Origin of the sequence: Streptomyces sp. NPDC051214 (assembly GCF_040682375.1) — a bacterium.
In the GTDB taxonomy this organism is placed as follows: domain Bacteria; phylum Actinomycetota; class Actinomycetes; order Streptomycetales; family Streptomycetaceae; genus Streptomyces.
This window is the reverse complement of sequence record NZ_JBFBAT010000005.1, coordinates 271,850-291,629: the sequence shown is the minus strand read 5'-3', so window position 1 is coordinate 291,629 and position 19,780 is coordinate 271,850. Positions and strand designations below refer to the sequence as shown.

Here is a 19,780-nt window from a genome sequence, read left to right as displayed (position 1 = left end):
CCAAAAGGGGTGAACGGCAGTAACTTTCTCGCCCCGGTAGCGTTCTGTCGCGCTATGAAGCCGGGAGAGCGCTCTTTCGCTACGCGGAGTTAAGCTGCGGCCAGCTCCCTGCGGGCCGCACGGCGTCGCGCCGCGGCCTCCGGGTCGAGCGCGGGCACGGCCGCCAACAGCTGTCTGGTGTACGCCTGTCGGGGCGCCCCGTACACCTCGTCGACGGAGCCGTGCTCGACGATCCGCCCTTGCCGCATCACCGCGACCCGGTCGCTGACCTGGCGTACCACCGCGAGGTCATGGGCGATGAAGACGAGCGCCAGCCCGTGTTCCCGCTGCAGTTCGGCGAGCAGCGCGGTCACTTGCGCCTGCGTCGTCACGTCGAGCGCCGAGACCGGTTCGTCGCACACGATGACCCGCGGCTCGGCGGCGAGGGCCCGCGCGATCCCGACGCGCTGCCGCTGGCCGCCGCTGAACTCGTGCGGGTAGCGCCCGTAGTACGCCGGATCGAGCCCGACGCGCTCCATGAGGTCGCTCACGCGAGCGCGCACGACCGCGTCGCGCTCGCCCCGCGCACGCAACGGATCGGCGATGGACTCACCGATGGAGCGGCGCGGATTGAGCGAGGAGACCGGGTCCTGGAACACCATCTGCACGCCGCCGCGTCTGCCACCGCCCGTCGCCTTCTCGCCCGGCTCCCGCGCGCCCCCGTGCCGGACATCCCCCGCCGAGGGCTCAAGCAGCCCCACCAGCATCCGGCCGAGGGTCGTCTTGCCGCTGCCGCTCTCCCCCACGACCCCGAGCGTCTCGCCCCGGCGGACCGTGAGCGAGACCCCGTCCACCGCGGCGAAGGCGCGCTTGCCGCGGCCGAACTCCTTGCGCAGGTCCACCGCTTCGAGGACGACGTCACCTTGCGCATGGGCCGTGGGCGCCTGCCGCGGCGAGTCCACCCGGGGCACCGCCCCGAGCAGCTCTTTCGTGTACGCGTCCGCGGGCGCCCCGAGGACCTCGCGCACGGGCCCCCGCTCGACGGCCCGCCCGTACCGCATGACCAGGACGTCGTCGACGCTCTCCGCCGCGACGCCCACGTCATGGGTGACCAGGAGCAGCGCCATCCCGGTCTCGGCCCGCAGCGCGTGCAGCAGGTCGAGGATCTGGGCCTGCACGGTGACGTCCAGGGCGGTCGTCGGCTCGTCGGCGATCAACAGCTCGGGCTCGCAGGCAAGGGCCATGGCGATGAGCGCGCGCTGCCGCATGCCGCCGCTGAACTCGTGCGGCCTGGAGCGCGCCCTGCGCACGGCGTCCGGGATGCCAACCCGGTCGAGTACGTCGACGGCACGCGCGCGTGCCGCCCGGCGCGAGGCTCCGGTGTGCACGCGGTACACCTCGGCGATCTGGTCGCCCACCGCGTAGTACGGGTCGAGGGACGACAGCGGGTCCTGGAAGACCATGGCCGCCGTCCCGCCCCGCAGCCGCCGCAGCTCCGCACCGGACGCCTCCTGTACGTCGATGCCGCCGACCCGCACCGCGCCGCCGACGTTCGCTCCCGTGCCCCGGTGCAGCCCGAGCAGCGCGGACGCCACCGTGCTCTTGCCGGAGCCCGACTCGCCGACGAGGCCGAGGGCGGCGCCCTTCTGAAGGGTGAAGGAGAGCCGGTCGACGGCACGGGTCTCCCCGAAGTCGACCACCAGGTCATCCACTTGGACGAGGCTCTGGACCAGGCTCATGACAGGACCACCCTTCGGTCGGCCACCGCGTACAGCACGTCCGCGACGGCGTTGGCGAGCACCACGAAGAAGCCGGTCACCAGGACCATGCCGACCACGACCGGCAGATCGACGACCTTGACCGCGTGCACGAGTTCGCGCCCCATGCCGGGCAGCCCGAAGAGCGTCTCGCTGAGCACGGCGCCGCCGAACATCGACCCGAAGTCATTGGCGCTCAGCGCGATGACCGGCGCGTACGCGCCCCGCAGGGCGTTCCTGCCGATGATCGAGCGCTCCCCGACGCCGTAGGCGCGAAACGTCCGTACGTGGTCGTCGGCGAGGGTCTCCAGCATCGAGGAGCGGGTGAGGCGCGCGTACTTGGCGGCCTCGATCAGGGCGAGCGACAGCCAGGGAAGCAGCAGGTTCCACGCCCACTGCTGGGGGTCGTCGGTGAACGGCACGTACTGCGGGAAGGGCAGCCAGTTCAGCTGCCCGCAGACCACGATCATCAGCAGCAGGCCGATGACGAAGACGGGCGTGGCCGTGCCGGCGAGCGTGACGGCGGTCAGGACGCGCTCGGTGACGCGCCCGCGCCGCCAGGCGGACAGGACGCCGGTGCCGACGCCGAGGATCAGCCACATCACCATGGCGCCGAGCGCGAGCGACCCGGTGACCGGCAGCTTCGCCAGGATCAGCTGGGTGACCTGCTGGTCGCTCTGGTAGGAGAGTCCGAGGCAGGGGGCGTCGCAGTGCTCCACGCCCGTGCCCGTCGAGTAGTCCTGGCCGGTGAAGATGCCCTGCAGGAAGTCCCCGTACCGGACGTAGACCGGATCGTCGAGCCGCAACTGGTCGCTCACCTGGGCCACTTGAGCCGGTGAGCAGCGCGGCCCGCAGGTGATCTGGGCGACGTCGCCGGGAGCGACGTAGAAGACCGCGTAGATGATCACGGAGATGGCGAGCAGGGTGACGAGGGCGCCCGCCGAGCGCCTCAGTAGGAAGCCGGTCATGCCTTGCCCTCCCCCCTGTGCCCGGTGCCGATCCGCAGCCGCGAGGCGGCCCGTGGATCGAGCGCGGTCCGCACGCCGTCCCCGAGGACGGTCAGCGCGAGCACCGTCACGAACAGGGCCCCCGCGGGCAGCAGGAGGTACTGCGGCGCCGCCTGGTACCAGATGTCGGCCGAGGTGAGCATCTGCCCCCACGACGCGGTCGGCGGTTTGACGCCGACGCCGAGGAAGGAGAGCGCGGCCTCCACGGTGATGTTCATCGGGACGAGCAGCGCGGCGTAGGTGATGACGGGGGCGGCGAGCCCCGGCAGGAGTTCGCGGCGCGCGATGCGCCAGGTGCTCCAGCCGCTGAGCCGGGCGGCGGCCACGTGATCGAGCTCCTTGAGGGTGATGGTCTGCGCGCGCACGATCTTGGCCGTACTGCCCCAGGCGACGAGCCCGATGACCAGGGCGACCAGGACGGGGCGCGGGAAGCCGCTGGGCACGATCGCCATCAGGGCAAGCGAGAGCACCATCAGCGGCATGGCGACGATGACGTCGGTGGCGCGGCTGAGCACCTGGTCGACCAGGCGGTTGCCGAGCCCGGCCGCGATGCCGACGGCGACGCCGAGCAGCACCTGCACGACGGTCGCGGCGAGCGCGACGCCGAGGGAGACCCGCGCCCCGTACACGAGGCGCGCGAACAGGTCGCGTCCGGTCTGCGGTTCGACGCCCAGCCAGTGCTCGGCGCTGATCCCGCCGAAGGGGCCGATCGGCACGCCGCCACGGCCGGAGTCGATGAGGTCGGGGTGGTACGTACTCGGGTCCTGGCCCTCGACCGCGGTGAGCAGCGGCGCGGCGAGCGCCACCAGGACGAGCAGCGCGACGACGGCCGCCGCGACGAGGGCGGCACGCTGCGCACGCAGCCGCCGCCAGAACTGACGGGCTCCGGAAGTCGGGGCGGGCGCCGTGGCGCCCGTCCCCGCTCCCGAGGCCAACAGGGCCTCGCTCATGGTGATGTGACCGGTAGCCCTTACTTGACCGCGACCTGGGAGACGTCGAGGACGCCCGTCCAGTCGCTGATCACGATGTTCTTGACGTCCTTGCCGTAGAGCCGCTTGTAGACGGGGTGGAAGAGCGGCACGGTCAGGGCCTGCTCGCCGATCTTCTGGTCGAGGGCGCCCCAGCGCTTGGCTGCCGCGTCCAGATCGGTGAGCTTGTTGATCGCGTCGATCTCGTCGTTGACGGACTTGTCGTCCAGGAACCCGGTGTTGAAGTTGGCGCCGTCCTTCACGATCTGCCGCCCGTCGAAGATCGGTGCGAGGAAGGGACCGCCGGAGGGCCAGTCGGCGCCCCAGTGGGCGAGGAAGAGGCCCGGCTCGTCCTTGGCGCTGTGGATCTTGTCGGAGTAGTCGTTGTCCTCGAGGCCCTGGAGCTTGACGGTTATCCCGGCCTTCTTCAGTGCGTCCTGGATCGCGGTGGCGATCTCCGGGCTCGTCTCGAAGTCCTTGGCGTTGGAGTGGGTGAGCGTGAGGGTGAGCCCGTCCTTGTGCCCGGCCTCCTTCAGGAGCTCTTTGGCCTTCTTCGGGTTGCCGTTCGCGCCCGCGGGGAAGTGGTCGTACTTCGTGTATCCGAAGGACTTCTGGTTCGGCAGGTACGTCGTCGCGGGCTCGGCGAGGGACGAACCGCCGGCGGCGTTGACGACGGACGACCGGTCGACGGCGTACGAGATGGCCTGGCGCACCTTCGGGTCGTCGAAGGGCTTCACCTTCGGGTTGAAGGCGAGGTAGTTCGTGTAGCCGAAGTGTCCGGTGCCGACGCGCGACGCGAGTTCCTTGTCGCCGGTGACCTTGGCGAGTTCGGCGGGGCCGAGGTTCGTGTCGGTGGTCACGGCGGCGGCGTCCGCGCCCTGGCCCGCCGAGAGGCGCTGGTTGATGACGGAGGAGTTGAGGCCGGACCGCACGTCGATCTTGTCCGGGTAGGCCTTGCGCTCGGAGTCGGTCTTCGCCGACCAGTGCGGGTTGCGCTCCAGGGTGAGCCGCTCGCCGTCGTTCTCGTTCTTGACGACCTTGTACGGGCCCGAGGAGACCGGGTGCTCCTCGTACTTCGTGCCCTTGTCCTTGCTCTTGGGGACGGGCGTGAACTGCGTCTGCGTGGCCAGGTAGGGGAACTCGCCCTCGGGCTTGTTGAGCCGGAAGACGATCGTCCGCTCGTCCGGGGTCTCGATGGAGTCGAGCCCGCCCTTGTCCTTGTAGGGCCCGGCGTACTTGTCGCCGCCTATCAGCCAGTCCCTCAAGTAGGGCGCCCCGCCGGAGAGTTCACCGGCGAAGGAACGCTCGATGCCGTACTTGATGTCGGCGGACGTGATCGGCGAACCGTCCTCGTACTTGAGCCCCTTCTTCAGGGTGTACGTCCACACCGTGGCGTTCTTGCTCGACTTGCCGAGGTCGGTGGCGAGGTCCGGCACGACCTCCGAACCCTTGGCGCCGTCCTCGCGGTTGCGGGTGGTCAGGGTGCGGAAGACGAGCGAGGGGACGTTGCCTCCGCCGGAGGTGTAGAGCCGCGCCGGGTCGAAGTCGACCTGCGGATCGCTGTTGAGGACGGTGAGCGTGCCGCCCTTCGCGGGCTTGCCGTCGGCGCCGCCGCTCCCGGCGCCGTTGTCCTCGGGGCCCGCGCAGGCGGCGGCGCCCGCTGCCAGGACGAGGCTGACGGATGCCGCTGCCACACGGCGGGCGATGGCGGACGATTGACGCATGGGAAAGGACCTCTCGGAGAAACAAGCAGGGGAAATGAGCAGAGCTCGCCCCGGGGTCGCCGAAGAAGGTCAGTCAGGACCGCAGAAGACGCACAGGTAAAAAGAGCGCAGAGACTGCGGAAGATCCCGAGAGAAAGCGACGCACGCGCCAGGGGCGGGCGTCAGCAACAGTGGACGTCGGACACGCAGAGCGCGGTCACGCCAAAGAGCGCCAGCTCAAGGGCGGCGCGCGAAGAGGCGTGACGAGGCGACATGCGGAGAAATATGAACGAACTTTCGGCGGATGTCAAAGCTGTCGATCGCAAAACGACCACATGCCGAGCGCGTCTGTCTCAACTCTTGGGAAAAGCCCAGGGGTTGGCCTTGCACTTGATTCCGTCGTGGTCGAGGAACTTCGTCTGCTGCTGCATGACCGGCGCGAGCTGGCCGTCCTTCGTGCAGTCCGTGTGATTGAAGCCCAGCCGGTGGCCGACCTCGTGATTGATCAGCATCTGCCGGTAGGGGTGGATGCGGTCGCCGTAGGTCTTGGCGCCCTGCGCCCATCGGTAGGCGTTGATCATGACGCGGTCGGTGGCCGCGGAGTCACAGGAGACGTTCTGCTGCAGGGTGTCGAGCCCGGATTTCGCGCACCACTTCCCGGTCGTCACCGGACTGGCGAGCGTGATGACGAAGTCGGGATGCCCCGAGGAGATCCGCTCGAAGGTCCGGCCGCCGCCGTGCGCCCAGCTCCGGTCGTCGTTCAGGGTCTTCTGCACGGCCGAGGCGAACAGCTCGCCGTCCAGGCCCATCCCCTTCTCGACGTCGACGCGGTAGCGGAACTTCTGCCCCTTGCCGGGCGCCTTGTCGAACCCGGCCATCGCCTCGAACTCGCCGGACGCCGCGAGTTTGGCGTCCAGCGGGTACTTCTTGGCCATCTTCGTCTCGTACGTCGCCGGAGCGGACTCGGGAGGCGTGGGCCGGTCGTCCGAGCGGGACGCGTCCTCGCCGGCGGCACGGCTTTCCTGGCCCTTCGCGGCCCGCGTGGCGGCCTCGGGCGCAGAATCCTTTGCCCCGTCGGCCACCTGGCCGGCCACCACGACCGCGAGGACGGTCGTGACAGCGGCGGCGGCGATGCCGGTGAAGGCGCGGCCCTTGCCTCCCTTGCCGTCCTGGGCGTCGTCGTCCGCGAAGGCGCCGGGGCCGTCGGCTCCGTCAGCACCACCGGCACCATCGGCTCCCTCCGCACCATCGGCCCAGAGCTCTCCCCGTGCTTCCTCGTCCTCGTCGACCGAGCGGTCCCAGTCCGTGACCGAGGCGTACGGGTCGCGGGGCTGGGGGGTCCGCGGAGGCGGCGGCCCGGTCGGCGCGCGCGTGGCGCCGGTCGCACCGCTCCCGAAGAGATCCTCGTCGGCGAACTCCTCGCCGAACGCGTCCAGGTAGTCGCGGCGCGGCCCCGGCATGCGAGGCGGCGCGGTCCGCGCTCCCGGCGTCCCATAGGCGGCGCCCATCCGCGGCCCGGCTCCCCACACCCCACCCGGCTCACGCTGCTCGGGGTGCCCGCCACGGACGTGCGGCGTGCCGTGCGAGGGGGTGGCCTGGGGCGTGCCGTGCGGCGGTGTGGCCTGCGGGAAACCGTGCGGCGGTGTGGCCTGCGGGACGCCGTGCGCGGGCGTGCCGGGGTCCCCCGGGGCGCGCCTGCGGCGTCCCGTGCCCGGCCCCGGCGGGCGTGCGCCCTGCGGTGGCGGCAGATCGTCGGTATCCGTGTTGCTCGTACGGCCCGTGGTGCCCGTGTTGTCTGCGAGGTCGGTTGAACCCCGGCGGCTATGACGTCCCACTCGCCGCCTCAGCTCCCCGCGCCCGATTGACCGGATGCATGCAACTCGCCCGTGTCCGCGAGGAGTTCGCGGATCGCCGTGGCCACCGTATCCGGATACTCCATCATCGCCACATGCCCTGCGTCCGGCAGGGTGAGAAGCCGCGAGTCACGGAACGCGGCAGCGGCCTTGCGCGCCATACGGTACGACACGAGCAGATCCTTGCCGCCGTACACCAACAGCGTAGGCGCGAGCACCCGCTCCGCCTGCCGCCACAGGCCGTGCTGCCCGCCCAGCGTGTACGCGTTCACGATGCCGCGGGCCGACCGGGTCATCGCGTCCCACATGTACGGAAGGGCGAGCCTGCGCTCCATCTCCCGTACCGCCGCGCTGTACCCCTCGGGCGAGACCCGGGCCGGGTCGCCGTAACAGAGCCCCATGACACCGCTGACCCGCTGCTCGGCCGTCCAGTCCTTGGTGAGCCTGGTGAACAGGGACGCGACGCCGGGCACCGCCAGAAGCCCGGTGGGCACCGCCGTGCGCTGCACCCGGAGCTCGGGAAGCGCCGGCGAGATCAGCGTGAGCGTACGGACCAGGTCGGGGCGGACGGCGGCGACACGGGTCGCCACCGCGCCGCCCAGCGAGTTCGCGATCAGGTGCACGGGCCCGTCTTCGCGCGAGTCCAGATAGCGGATGACCGCGCGCGCGTGCCCGGTGACCGAGTAGTCACCGTCGTCCGGCGGCGGCGAGTCGCCGAAGCCCGGCAGGTCGAGGGCCGCGCAGTCGACGACGTCCTCGAGGAGCGGCATCAGGGCCGACCAGTTCTGCGAGGAACCGCCGAGCCCGTGCACGAACAGCGCGGAGGGCAGCCCCTCGCGCACCGACGGCCTGGAGCGCACCGAAAGCGTGAGCCCCGGGAGGGTGACCGAGTCGAGCCGCTCGCCCGCCGCGACCGCCACGACGCCCGGTTTGGGGGCGACGGTGGCGGCGATCACGTTCGGCAGCTCGGTCGAAGACATGCGGCAATGTTACGAGACGATCACACGGTGGTTCATGTGTTCGCCGTCACAGATCCGGCCGATCTCGCCCGGAGATCGCGTAGCGCCCGGTTCGGCAGTCTCCTACGCTCATAGAAGAGGGCGCATACGCTCATAGGAGAGGACGGACAGGGCACTCGCACCACTAGTCCTCTACGGAAGAGAGCCACGATGACCGTCGACCCGACCGACCCCGAGACCTTCGAGGCCGAGGCACCCACCGACACCAGCACCGAAGCGCCCGAGGCCGACGCCGCGGAGCAGCAGACCGACCTCGCACCGCGCGGGGACGACTCCTTGCAGGGTGTGGACACGGACGCGGCCAACGAGGCCGACCTGGCCGAACAGGCCCGCGTCGTCGACCTCGACGAAGACGACTATCGCTGAGCTGCCCGTGTTTGCCCTGCTACGCACGGCTTTCACGGTCGTCCGGTCCGTGAAATTCTCCGCTCGTACCGCGCACATCGCGGTTACTGAAAAGTACGATGGCCGCGCGGCGCACACCGCACGTTCACGATCATGGGAGGCGGCGTGACAGCCATCGAGCAGACAGAGGCAGCGCGCCCGCGGGGCACACGCCTGCCGCGTCGTGCCCGACGCAATCAGTTGCTGGGCGCGGCGCAGGAGGTCTTCGTCGCGCAGGGCTATCACGCGGCGGCGATGGACGACATCGCCGAGCGGGCCGGAGTCAGCAAGCCGGTGCTCTACCAGCACTTCCCCGGCAAGCTCGACCTGTATCTCGCCCTGCTCGACCAGCACTGCGAGTCACTGCTGCAGTCCGTGCGTACGGCGCTCGCGTCCACGTCGGACAACAAGCTGCGGGTGGCGGCCACGATGGACGCCTACTTCGCGTACGTGGAGGACGAAGGCGGCGCTTTCCGCCTGGTCTTCGAGTCCGACCTGACGAACGAGGCGGCGGTCCGCGAGCGCGTGGACCGGGTCACCCTGCAGTGCGCGGAAGCGATCTGCGAGGTCATCGCGGAGGACACGGGCCTGCCCCGTGACGAGGCGATGCTGCTCGCGGTGGGCCTCGGCGGCTACTCCCAGGTGGTCGCCCGGTACTGGCTCGCCAGCGGCAGCACGGTTCCGCGCGACAAGGCGGTGGAACTGCTGACGTCGCTGGCCTGGCGCGGTATCGCGGGCTTCCCGCTGCACGGCCTGGAAGGCCACTGACGTACCCCTGGAGGCTTCCCGCCTTTGTTCCCGATCTCTGTTCGCTACCGGCGTGCAGCGGCACCAGCATGCACGTCGCCTCACCGGGCTAATGTGTGCTGAGTACGGCGCGGCAGGCCGCGCACATCACTGACCGTCGGAGGGACAAAGCCGTGGAGGTCAAGATCGGCGTGCAGTACGCGCCCCGCGAGATCGTGCTGGAGAGCGGCCAGAGTGCCGAGGAAGTCGAGCACGCGGTGTCCGAGGCGCTGACCGGCAAGTCGCCGCTGCTGAGCCTCGTGGACGACCACGGCCGCAAGGTCCTGGTTCCGGCCGACCGCCTCGCGTACGTCGAGCTCGGTGAGCCGACCGCACGCAAGGTGGGCTTCAGCGCCCTGTAGTTCAAGGCGCTGCACGCATCGCAACACACGAGAACGGCCCGGTGGTTGTCGACCACCGGGCCGTTCTCGTGCGTCGCGATGCGTTGAGGTGACCCGCGGGGGAAGGCTTTGGAGGATTGCATTCCGGCCGCCAGGGGTAAGACCGGCTACGACCGTTTTGCACCTGGCCGCGAGGGAGGGAAGACCCTGTGATTCTGGAAGCACTCGGCTCCGCACTGCTCGGTTTCGCCCTGGCATGGGCGGCGGCCCACCGACTGTCCGCGCGGCTCCCCGCGCGCAAGCTGGTCCTGTCGACCGGCGCGGCCGGCGCCGTGATCGGCGCATTCGTCACACACATGGCCCTGGGCGCAGGCCACGCCCTCGGCACACTCACCGGCGCGGTAGCCGTAGCAACAGCCCTGCTCTCACTACTCCTCCGCCCCACCCGCGGCCACCTACGCCGTCGCTCAGCGACGGCGTAGGGAGCGAAGCTGGGGGCTCCACCGGCGGAGGCGCGACAAACCACAACGCACCCCGCAGGCAACGACGGCGAACGGGCCCCGCAAGGGGCGCGGGGAACGGCGCGACAAGCCCCCACGCACCCCGCAGCCGACCACGGCGGACAGGCCCGGTAAGGGGCGCGGGGAACTGCGCAAGAGACCCCCACCCACCCGCAGCCGACCACGGCGGACAGGCCCGGTAAGGGGCGCGGGGAACGGCGCGAGAAACCACAGCGCACCCCCCAGCCGACAACGGCGACCGGGCCCCGCAAGGGGCGCGGGGAACTGCGCGACAAGCCACAACGCCCCCGCAGCCGACAACCGCTCCAGCCCCGCAGGGTGCCGCGGGGAACGGCGCGGGAAACCCCAACCCACCCGCAGCCAAGACCCCACCCCCGGAGCCCCAGCGACTACGCCGCCAACCCCAACGCAGCCATCCGCTTAGTGTGCGCCTCAGTGATCCGCGAGAACATCCGCCCGACCTCGGCAAGGTCGAACCCATCGGCCACGCCCCCGACCAGCATGGTCGACAACGCGTCACGATCAGCGACCACCCGCTGCGACTGCGAAAGCGCCTCCCCCATGAGCCGCCGCGCCCACAGCGCAAGCCGCCCACCCACCCGCGGATCCGCGTCGATCGCGGCCCGCACCTTCTCCACCGCGAAGCTCGCATGCCCCGTGTCATCGAGCACACCGAGGACGAGACGCCGGGTGTCCCCGTCGAGCCGCGCCGCGACCTCGCGGTAGAAGTCACTGGCGATCGAGTCACCCACGTACGCCTTGACCAGGCCCTCGAGCCAGTCGGACGGCGCCGTCTGCCGGTGGAAGCCGTCGAGCGCCGCCACGAACGGCTCCATCGCCTCGGTCGCGTCCGCGCCGATCGCCGAGAGCCGGTCCCGCAACTGCTCGAAGTGGTGGAATTCAGCCGACGCCATCTTCGCCAGCTCCGCCTTGTCGCCGAGCGTCGGCGCCAGCTTCGCGTCCTCCGCGAGCCGCTCGAACGCCGCGAGCTCTCCGTAGGCAAGCGCTCCGAGCAGGTCCACGACCGCGGCGCGGTAGTTCGGGTCGGCGGAAGCGGTCGTCCAGTCCTGGGCAGCGATTCCCGTGGGTTCGGCAGGTGTGTCAGCGGCGGTGTCAGGCGTCTCCATAAACCGCACAATAGCCCGCGCGCAGCAACGTGTAAGGGCCTGGTCAGTGACTGTGACGACAGTGACGTGACGAATTCGCCAGACACGGCTGCGAGATTCCGGGGTACAGTGGTAATGCGCCCGCCGAATATTCGACGGGCCGTACGAATGAGGATGCCCGGTCGGAGGCCCGATCGGCTCCGACCCGACAGCCCTCCAGGCGGCCCGCACAGTGCGGACGGCACGATGAGGGAACCTCAGCGGTACGAGCGCTCGAGCGCAGGCAGTGGTCCCGCGCCCCCGGCCCCGCCCCCCAAGCAGCCGGCGGTAGTGGCACGGTCACGACCCCCCAGCGTTCGCCTCGGGCCGCGTCTCACAGAAGAGGCAATGCCCTGACTACGACTTTCCGCGATCTCGGAATTCTCTCCGAGACGGCCGAGGCCCTAGAGGCCGTCGGCATCATCAGCCCTTTCCCCATCCAAGAGATGACGCTCCCCGTCGCGCTCTCGGGCAGCGACGTCATCGGCCAGGCCAAGACCGGCACCGGCAAGACGCTCGGCTTCGGACTCCCGCTCCTGGAGCGCGTCACCGTCCCCGCGGACGTCGAGGCCGGCCGGGCCAAGCCCGAGCAGCTGACCGACGCCCCGCAGGCGCTCATCGTCGTCCCCACGCGTGAGCTCTGCCAGCAGGTCACGAACGACCTCCTGACCGCCGGCAAGGCACGGAACGTACGCGTCCTCGCCATATACGGCGGCCGTGCCTACGAGCCGCAGGTCGAGGCCCTCAAGAAGGGCATCGACATCGTCGTCGGCACGCCGGGTCGTCTGCTCGACCTCGCGGGCCAGAAGAAGCTCAACCTCAAGCACATCAAGTGCCTGGTCCTCGACGAGGCCGACGAGATGCTCGACCTGGGCTTCCTGCCCGACGTCGAGCGGATCATCAACATGCTTCCGGCCAAGCGTCAGACGATGCTGTTCTCGGCCACCATGCCGGGCGCGGTCATCGGCCTGGCCCGTCGCTACATGTCGCAGCCCACGCACATCCGCGCCACCGCGCCGGACGACGAGGGCCAGACGGTCGCGAACACGAAGCAGCACGTGTTCCGCGCGCACAACATGGACAAGCCCGAGATGGTCTCGCGCATCCTGCAGGCCGAGGGCCGCGGACTCGCGATGATCTTCTGCCGTACGAAGCGGACCGCCGCCGACATCGCCGAGCAGCTCGAGAAGCGCGGCTTCGCCTCGGGCGCCGTACACGGCGACCTCGGGCAGGGCGCCCGTGAGCAGGCGCTGCGCGCGTTCCGCAACGGCAAGGTGGACGTGCTCGTCTGCACGGACGTCGCCGCGCGCGGCATCGACGTCGGTGGCGTCACGCACGTCATCAACTACCAGTCCCCCGAGGACGAGAAGACGTACCTCCACCGCATCGGCCGCACCGGCCGCGCGGGTGCCAAGGGCATCGCGATCACGCTGGTCGACTGGGACGACATCCCGCGCTGGCAGCTGATCAACAAGGCGCTGAACCTCGGCTTCAACGACCCGGTCGAGACGTACTCCAGCTCTCCTCACCTGTACGAGGAGCTGAACATCCCGGCGGGCACCAAGGGTGTGCTGCCGCGCGCCGAGCGGACCCGTGCCGGGCTGCGCGCCGAGGAGATCGAGGACCTCGGCGAGACCGGCGGCAAGGGCGGCGCGCGTGGCCGCGACCGCGGGCGTGACGGCGGCCGTGACGGCGGCCGTGACCGTGACCGCGGGCGCGCCCCCGAGCAGGAGCGCGAGCCGCGTGAGGCGCGTACGCCGCGTCGCCGCCGCCGCACCCGTTCCGGTACGCCGCTGGATGCGCCGGCGGTGGCAGTCGCCGAGGCCGCGGCACCCGCAGCGGTAGCCGCCCCCGAGGCCGAGCCGACGGAGCCGCGCACGCCGCGTCGCCGCCGCCGGACGCGAAGCGGTGCGGAGGCTGCGGAAGCAGCGATCGAGACGGTCGCCCCGGTGGAAACCGAGGCCCCGCCCACAAAGCCGCGCCGCACCCGCAAGACTACGGCGGAAGCAGCGGTGGACACGGCCGAGGCAACCGAGGCCCCCGCGCCGACGGAGAAGCCCCGCCGCAGGACCCGCAAGGCAGCGGAGCCGGTGACGAAGACGGCAGAGGCCACCGAGCCCGAGGCAGAGAAGCCGCGCCGCCGCACCCGCAAGACTGCGGCGGAAGCAGCGGTGGACACAGCCGAGGCAACCGAGACCCCGGCGCCGACGGAGAAGCCCCGCCGCAGGACCCGCAAGGCAGCAGAGCCGGCAGAGGCCACCGAGCCCGAGGCACCCGCCACCAAGCCGCGCCGCACCCGCAAGGCAGCGGTCGCCACGGCGGAAACCGACACCCCGGCAGAGAAGCCGCGCCGCACCCGCAAGGCTGCGGTCGCCACGGCGGAGACCGACACCCCGGCGGAGAAGCCGCGCCGCAGGACCCGCAAGGCAGCGGAGCCGGTGGCGGAGGTGGCCGAGGCCGGGATCCCCGCTCAGCCGACGGAGGAGACCAAGCCGCGTCGCCGTACGCGCAAGGCAGCGGAGGCTCCGGCCGCCGCCTCCGAGGAGGCCACGGTCACGAAGCCGCGCCGCAGGACCCGCAAGGCGGTGGCCGCACCGGCCGAGGAAAGCTGACGCACTCCACCAAGCAGCAAGCAACACCCGAAGGCCCGGCCCCCAAAGGGGGACCGGGCCTTCGCCCTACCTACCTACCCGCCCACCCACGCACCCGATCACCCCGCATCCACACGACCGCAAAAAAATCCCACCCACATCGCTCTGACCACGGGAAACCGGCTGGAAGGGTGGGAGAAATCTGCACGAAGCACGAGCAAGACGCCCACAGCACACCAGCCGCAAAGCCCAGCCCCGCGCAACTGCGGGCGCTCGGCTGAGCAGCGCAACCCGCGCACCGGGTCGCCCCTGACACCCGCAACGCACCAGCCGAACAACCCCGCCCGTACGACTGCGGGGCCATCGGCGGGCGGGCAGGCGGGCAGGCGGGCAGGCGGGCAGGCGGGCAGGCGGGCAGGCGGGCAGGCGGGCAGGCGGGCAGGCGGGCAGGCGGGCAGGCGGGCAGGAACCGCCTGAGGCCGGGCAAGACACGCGCAACGCACCAGCAAGCAGCCCCACCCACCGCGCTTCGCCGCCCCCGGGGCGACCGGGCCGAGGGCGGTAGGGAGGGCGCGCGAAGCGCGCGCATGACACCCACGGCGCCCCCGCCGACAAGTCCCGCCCCGTGACGGCAGGGCGTTCGGGTGGGCGGGAGCGAAGGATTCACGCGACGCACGGGCAAGACACCTGCAACGCACCAGCCGAACAGTCCGGCGCCCCTTGCAACTGCGGGGCAATCGGGCGGGTGGGCGGGAGATCCGCGCGAAGCGCGGGCAGAACGCTCACGGCGCGTCAGCCGCACAGTCCCCCTACGGCTGCACGGTGCTCGGGCGCGCGAAAAAGGTTCGCGCGGGCATGCCACCCGCGGCGTGCCAGACCAGCCCCGCCCCCCCTGCAACTGCGGGGCTGGCGGGGAGAATCCGCGCGAGCGCGGGCACGACAGGCGCGGCGCAGCAGACGCACAGCCACGCCTCCCCCTGCAACTGCGGGGCGCTCGGGTGGGCGGGGGGGACATTCGCGCGAAGCGCGGGCACGGGATCATCGGCGCGTCAGCCGAACAGGCCCGCCTGCGACTGCAGGGTGCTCCGGCGGCGGGGAAGACCGCACGAAGTGCGGGCACGACAAGCACGGCGCAGCAGACACACAGCCCCGCCTCCCCAGCAACTGCGGGGCGCTCGGGTGGGTGGGTGGGGAAGATCCGCGCGAAGCGCGGGCATGACAGGCACGGTGCGGCAGACGACCAGCCCCGTCCCCTCTGCAACTGCAGGGTGCTCGGGTGGGCGGGTGGGGAAGATCCGCGCGGAGCGCGGGCATGGCGTCATCGGCGCGGCAGCCGAACAGGCCCCCTCCGGCGGGCCGGGAAGCGGGCCGCCGCCCCCGGCAAAGGCACCTCGCACCAGCAGGAGCCCCGCATGGGCCCCGTACCCGCACAACCCCCGCCCCGCCCGCCAGCTAGCCTCAAGGCATGAGCAGGCCCCCGACCTTCACCCCGCCCCCCGGCGTCGACGCCCTGCGCCTGCGAACGGCGCGCGGCGACTTCGCCGCCCTGGACGCCCGCCCGGCCGGCAAGGCCAAGGGCACCGTCCTGCTGCTCCCCGGCTTCACCGGGAGCAAGGAGGACTTCATCGCGCTGCTCAAGCCCCTCGCAGACGCCGGTTACCGAGCCGTCTCCGTCGACGGACGCGGCCAGTACGAGTCCGAGGGTCCCACCGACGACGAACTCCCCTACGCCCAGGACGAGTTGGCCCAGGACGTCCTCGCCCAAGCCACCGCCCTCACGCAACTCGGCGCCGAAGCCACCCCGCACCTCCTGGGCCACTCCCTCGGAGGCCTCATCGCCCGCGCCGCAGTCCTCCGCACCGGCACCCACCAAGCCCCCACCTTCGCCTCCCTCACCCTGATGGCGTCAGGCCCGGCCCAGATCGCCCCCTCGCAGCAGGCGCGCGCCAAGATGCTGACGGACGCGCTCGGCGTTCTGTCGATGGACGAGGCGTGGGCGGCCATCCAGGCGATGGATCCGCCGGAGGAGGCGGACCTCGACGGCGACGCCCTGCGCACCCGCTGGCTGCGGCACAGTCCCGCCCAGCTCATCGCCACCGGCAAGCAGCTCTGCGTCGAGCCCGACCGCGTCGCGGAGCTCGCCGCGCTCCCCCTGCCCAAGCACGTCATCTCCGGCGAGCGCGACGACACCTGGCCCATCCCCTGGCTGGACGACATGGCGGCCCGGCTGCACGCCCACCGCACGGTCATCGCCGGCGCCGAGCACTCCCCCAACACCGACCGCCCCGCGGAGACCGCCGCCGCCCTCATCGCCTTCTGGGACCGCGTCACCACCAGCGAAGGAAGCAACGAGTACCGCTAGTACTGCGTCTGCAAGTGCTCCCAGAACCCGTCCCGCAACGCCCGCCGCAGGTCCGACTGCCCCCGCAGCGAGTAGGCGAGCAGCTTCTCGGCTTCCACCAGGAGCTCCTGGTCCACGGACCCGGGCAGGTACGGATGCCCCGGCAGCAGATCCACCAGCGCCGCACGCCCGCGCGCCGCCAGCCACTTGGCGGCGATCTGCGCGCCCACGAAACGCACGTCCTCGCGCGCGGGCCGCGGCGTGCCCGCACCCTCGTACGTCGCGTACGTCGTGACCGAGCGCCGGGACACGTACGGCTTGAAGAAGTCGAGGTCGAACGTGCGCTGGCTGTCGACCTCCCACAGCAGCGGCTCCGCCTGATTGCGACCCTCGGCGGCCTCGATGCCCCACAGATGCACCCGCGCGCCGTACCCCTGCGCCGCCTCCACCGCCGAGACCAGGTCCTCGTCGCCGCCGATCAGGGCCGCGTCGCTGATGGCGCGGTGCCTGGCGAGTGACTCCAGATCCGTCCGGATGAGGGAATCCACGCCCTTCTGCTGATTGTTCGCGTTCAGGTTTCCCAGGCGGACCTTGACGTCGGGGAGCTCCGCGATCGACTGCTGCTCGACCGTGTGGATACGGCGCCGCGCACCGTCGTACCAGTAGACGCGCAGCAGACGGCTGTCCGCGAAGATCGTGCGGGCCTTGTCGATGAACGCCTCGATCAGCCCCTCCGCGTCCAGGTCGAAGGCGCGCCGGTCCTCGGTGCCGACCGCGAGCCGCCCCGCCGCGGCGTACACGTATCCGGCGTCGACGAAGATCGCGTGCGTGGACGGCGTCTTCGCCACCTCGGCGAGCATGCGCTCGAGGAGGCTGGTGGCGCGCTCCAGCTGGGCACTGATCTGGGTGCTGATCTGAGTGCCGGCCGGTGAGTCGATCTGGGAGTCGATCTCGATCTCGTCGTTCATCGGTGCCATTGTCCCGTTGGTCACGCAGCGAACACAACCGGTTCCGCTACTCGCGAGTAATTAGTCTGTCGAAAAATTTCCTTAGCGTAGGGAATGTTTGCTGGGGGCAACTCGTTGTACCCGTATGGAACGCCGGACACAGCTGTCCCGGTGGCCACCACACCAGTAGTTCTCCTTCAGGAGGATGACCAGACGAAGGGAGAAGCCTTATGCGCTTCGAAATCATGCGACTCGACGACGTCGACGGCGCCGCCGTGGACCGGACCGTCGTAGACGCCGCCTCCGTCAATCGGATCGTGCAGCAGGCCGCAGCGATCGGCCAGCGCATCTATATCCGACCGGCCGAATCCCCGGCCTCGTAACGCCAGGTTGCACGCATAAGTTGGCGCGCACCGATTGCGCGCAGGTTGAAGGGCCCCCGTACACCTTTGGTACGGGGGCCCTTGGCATACCCGATCACCGGGGCCGAGCCCGCTGAGACTGCTGGGACTGTCGGGACTACTGGAACTGCCGGGACTGTCGGGACTGCTGGGACTGCCGGGACAGCTAGGCCCCGTTGATCACCTGAGTCACGCCGTTGATGATCTGCTGCACCGCGATCGCGGACAGCATCATGCCCGCGAGCCGCGTCACCAGGACCACGCCGCCGTCCTTGATGACCCGGATGATCAGCAGCGAGTAGCGCATCACCAGCCACAGCACCACGTGCATCGCCACGATCGCCGCCCATACGGAGATCTGCGTGCCGACGCTGTCGGCGTCCTGGACGGCCAGAATGACGGAGACGATCGCGCCGGGCCCCGCGAGCAGCGGCATGCCGAGCGGCACAAGGGCGACGTTCACGTCCTTGGTCTGCTGGGGCTCGTCCGTCTTGCCGGTGAGCAGGTCGAGCGCGATCAGCAGGAGCAGCAGACCGCCCGCGATCATCAGCGCAGGGACGGAGACATGCAGGTAGTCGAGGATCTGGTGGCCCAGGACACCGAAGACCGCGATGACGCCGAAGGCGACGCAGACGGCCTGGAAGGCCATCTTCTTCTGCACCTTGGCCGGACGGCCGGAGGTGAGTCCGAGGAAGATCGGCGTGATCCCGGGGGGATCCATGATCACAAAAAGGGTGAGGAAGAGGGAGCCGAAGACGGCGACGTCGAACACAGTGATGGCCTTGCAGTGAAGTGAGGTGAAGTGAGCGTACGGAAATGCCGCGCGGGCGCGGCGGACAAGTGGGAGGAAGTGGGACCCGGGAGGGCCCGAGGAGTGGGCGGGCGGGGGAAGTGAGCCCTAAGGCGACGGCCCCGCGCCGGCCACGCACCGACTCCGCGCCAGCTACGCGCCGGCGCGTCCGCCCGCGCCCGGCACCGGGAACGCCCCGGTCGCGCGCCGCGTGATCTCCCCGTAGATCTCGGGGTCGGTGGTGAACTCCCCGAGCACGCAGGTCTTGCGGCTGCCGTGGTAGTCGCTCGACCCGGTGGCGAGCAGACCGAGGTCCGCGGCGATGCCGTGCAGCCGGGTGCGAGTGGCCGGGTCGTGGTCCATGTGGTCGGCCTCGATGCCGTCGAGCCCGGCTGCGGCCAGCGCCGCCATCGCGGCCTCCGGCACCACCTGGCCGCGCTTGACGGCCGCCGGGTGCGCGAAGACGGTGACACCGCCCGCGGCCTTGACCAGGCGGATCGCGTCGAAGGGGTCCAGTTCGTGCTTCTCGGCGTACGCCCGGCCGCCGTCGGCGAGCCAGTCCTGCGTGAAGGCGTCCGAGACGGTGGGTACGACGCCCAGCTCCACCAGGGCCTCGGCGATGTGCGGGCGGCCCACCGAGCCGTCACCCGCGATGCGCGCGACCTGCTCCCAGGTGACCGGGACGTCGAGTGCCCGGAGCTTGTCGATCATCGCCTTCGCGCGGGGCACCCGGTCGTCGCGCACGAGCTCGCGCTCACGGGCGAGCTCCGGCTCGTCGGGGTCGAAGAGATAGGCCAGCATGTGCAGGCCCACGCCGTCGAGGCGGCAGGAGAGTTCGGCGCCGGTGACGAGGGTGAGACCCCGGTCGAGTCCTTCCAGGGCCGCGACGGCCTCCGCGTACCCGCGGGTGGTGTCGTGGTCCGTGAGGGCGACGACATCAAGTCCGGCGGCGGCCGCGTTGCGCACCAACTGCGCCGGGGTGTCCGTGCCGTCGGAGGCGGTGGAGTGGGTGTGCAGGTCGATGCGCACGACGCGGACTCCAGGCTCTGACGGGGCGGGGGCGGACCGGTCCACGAGGGAGGGCCGCAAAGGGGACGCTCAAGGATAACGGGACCGACACGTTCCGCCGCCCGCCGCAAGGGAGACACCCCTCACTCCACCGCCGCGCGCCACCGATGCACCACAGGCACGTCACTGCCGCACCACCGGCCAGCTGAAGCTCCTGCCCCGCCACACACCTCACGGCA

18 protein-coding genes are annotated in these 19,780 nt (G+C 70.9%); 7 read left to right on the top strand and 11 right to left on the bottom strand.

The window, feature by feature from the left end; all coding sequences use genetic code 11:
• Nucleotides 1-89: 89 nt before the first annotated feature.
• The 7 genes from AB0M70_RS15250 to AB0M70_RS15220 all read right to left on the bottom strand — a co-directional run bounded on the left by AB0M70_RS15250 (nt 90) and on the right by AB0M70_RS15220 (nt 8,247).
• Entirely contained in the window at nt 90-1,718 is a 1,629-nt protein-coding gene (locus AB0M70_RS15250; RefSeq protein ID WP_365820290.1) for an ABC transporter ATP-binding protein, read from the bottom strand.
• Nucleotides 1,715-2,704: an ABC transporter permease gene (locus AB0M70_RS15245; RefSeq protein WP_365820288.1), complete on the bottom strand. Its 990-nt coding sequence runs from the start codon at nt 2,702-2,704 to the stop codon at nt 1,715-1,717. The genes AB0M70_RS15250 and AB0M70_RS15245 overlap by 4 nt, the downstream gene beginning before the upstream one ends.
• Nucleotides 2,701-3,693 carry an ABC transporter permease gene (locus tag AB0M70_RS15240; RefSeq protein ID WP_365820286.1) on the bottom strand — a complete coding sequence of 331 codons (993 nt, stop codon included), beginning with the start codon at nt 3,691-3,693 and terminating at the stop codon, nt 2,701-2,703. The genes AB0M70_RS15245 and AB0M70_RS15240 overlap by 4 nt, the downstream gene beginning before the upstream one ends.
• Nucleotides 3,694-3,713: 20 nt before the next feature.
• On the bottom strand, nt 3,714-5,435 hold the full coding sequence (locus AB0M70_RS15235; protein WP_365820284.1) for an ABC transporter substrate-binding protein: 1,722 nt from the start codon (nt 5,433-5,435) through the stop codon (nt 3,714-3,716).
• Between the two features lie 161 nt (nt 5,436-5,596).
• A complete protein-coding gene (locus tag AB0M70_RS15230) occupies nt 5,597-5,689 on the bottom strand; it encodes an Ms4533A family Cys-rich leader peptide (RefSeq protein ID WP_363209130.1) in 93 nt (30 codons plus the stop codon).
• A gap of 78 nt (nt 5,690-5,767) precedes the next feature.
• A complete protein-coding gene (locus AB0M70_RS15225; RefSeq protein WP_365820282.1) occupies nt 5,768-7,249 on the bottom strand; it encodes a DUF3152 domain-containing protein in 1,482 nt (493 codons plus the stop codon).
• An 8-nt stretch (nt 7,250-7,257) separates the two neighbouring features.
• Nucleotides 7,258-8,247: an alpha/beta hydrolase gene (locus tag AB0M70_RS15220; protein WP_365820280.1), complete on the bottom strand. Its 990-nt coding sequence runs from the start codon at nt 8,245-8,247 to the stop codon at nt 7,258-7,260.
• Nucleotides 8,248-8,436: 189 nt separating this feature from the next.
• On the opposite strand from AB0M70_RS15220, the gene AB0M70_RS15215 reads away from it, so the two are divergent.
• The 4 genes from AB0M70_RS15215 (at nt 8,437) to AB0M70_RS15200 (ending at nt 10,279) form a co-directional block, all read left to right on the top strand.
• Nucleotides 8,437-8,652 (top strand): hypothetical protein, encoded by a 216-nt coding sequence (locus AB0M70_RS15215; protein WP_365820278.1) that lies wholly within the window; start codon nt 8,437-8,439, stop codon nt 8,650-8,652.
• Nucleotides 8,653-8,796: 144 nt separating this feature from the next.
• Nucleotides 8,797-9,438 carry a TetR/AcrR family transcriptional regulator gene (locus tag AB0M70_RS15210; protein ID WP_249587903.1) on the top strand — a complete coding sequence of 214 codons (642 nt, stop codon included), beginning with the start codon at nt 8,797-8,799 and terminating at the stop codon, nt 9,436-9,438.
• Between the two features lie 152 nt (nt 9,439-9,590).
• A complete protein-coding gene (locus tag AB0M70_RS15205; protein ID WP_055565193.1) occupies nt 9,591-9,818 on the top strand; it encodes a DUF3107 domain-containing protein in 228 nt (75 codons plus the stop codon).
• Nucleotides 9,819-10,006: 188 nt separating this feature from the next.
• Nucleotides 10,007-10,279, top strand: a complete 273-nt coding sequence (locus AB0M70_RS15200) for a hypothetical protein (protein WP_365820276.1) — start codon at nt 10,007-10,009, stop codon at nt 10,277-10,279.
• Nucleotides 10,280-10,707: 428 nt separating this feature from the next.
• On the opposite strand, the gene AB0M70_RS15195 is transcribed toward AB0M70_RS15200, so the two are convergent.
• On the bottom strand, nt 10,708-11,445 hold the full coding sequence (locus tag AB0M70_RS15195; protein WP_363209124.1) for a ferritin-like fold-containing protein: 738 nt from the start codon (nt 11,443-11,445) through the stop codon (nt 10,708-10,710).
• A gap of 371 nt (nt 11,446-11,816) precedes the next feature.
• Here AB0M70_RS15195 and AB0M70_RS15190 point away from each other — a divergent pair, with 371 nt between their 5' ends.
• Complete coding sequence (locus AB0M70_RS15190) at nt 11,817-14,075, top strand: DEAD/DEAH box helicase (RefSeq protein WP_365820683.1); 2,259 nt, start codon at nt 11,817-11,819, stop codon at nt 14,073-14,075.
• A 1,444-nt stretch (nt 14,076-15,519) separates the two neighbouring features.
• The gene (locus AB0M70_RS15185) at nt 15,520-16,416 is read left to right on the top strand and encodes an alpha/beta hydrolase (protein ID WP_365820274.1); all 897 of its coding nucleotides are present in this window, start codon (nt 15,520-15,522) and stop codon (nt 16,414-16,416) included.
• Here AB0M70_RS15185 and AB0M70_RS15180 read toward each other — a convergent pair.
• Nucleotides 16,413-17,363, bottom strand: a complete 951-nt coding sequence (locus AB0M70_RS15180; protein ID WP_365820272.1) for an NYN domain-containing protein — start codon at nt 17,361-17,363, stop codon at nt 16,413-16,415. The two genes, AB0M70_RS15185 and AB0M70_RS15180, sit on opposite strands and share 4 nt — an antisense overlap.
• A gap of 209 nt (nt 17,364-17,572) precedes the next feature.
• Between AB0M70_RS15180 and AB0M70_RS15175 the strand changes: the two genes are divergently transcribed.
• Nucleotides 17,573-17,725 (top strand): hypothetical protein, encoded by a 153-nt coding sequence (locus AB0M70_RS15175; protein WP_167829028.1) that lies wholly within the window; start codon nt 17,573-17,575, stop codon nt 17,723-17,725.
• 184 nt (nt 17,726-17,909) lie between these two features.
• Here the strand turns inward: AB0M70_RS15175 and AB0M70_RS15170 are convergent, their stop codons facing one another.
• Both AB0M70_RS15170 and AB0M70_RS15165 read right to left on the bottom strand, forming a co-directional pair.
• Nucleotides 17,910-18,515 (bottom strand): MarC family protein, encoded by a 606-nt coding sequence (locus tag AB0M70_RS15170; protein WP_365820270.1) that lies wholly within the window; start codon nt 18,513-18,515, stop codon nt 17,910-17,912.
• 171 nt (nt 18,516-18,686) lie between these two features.
• Nucleotides 18,687-19,562: a PHP domain-containing protein gene (locus AB0M70_RS15165; protein ID WP_365820268.1), complete on the bottom strand. Its 876-nt coding sequence runs from the start codon at nt 19,560-19,562 to the stop codon at nt 18,687-18,689.
• Nucleotides 19,563-19,780 lie beyond the last annotated feature (218 nt).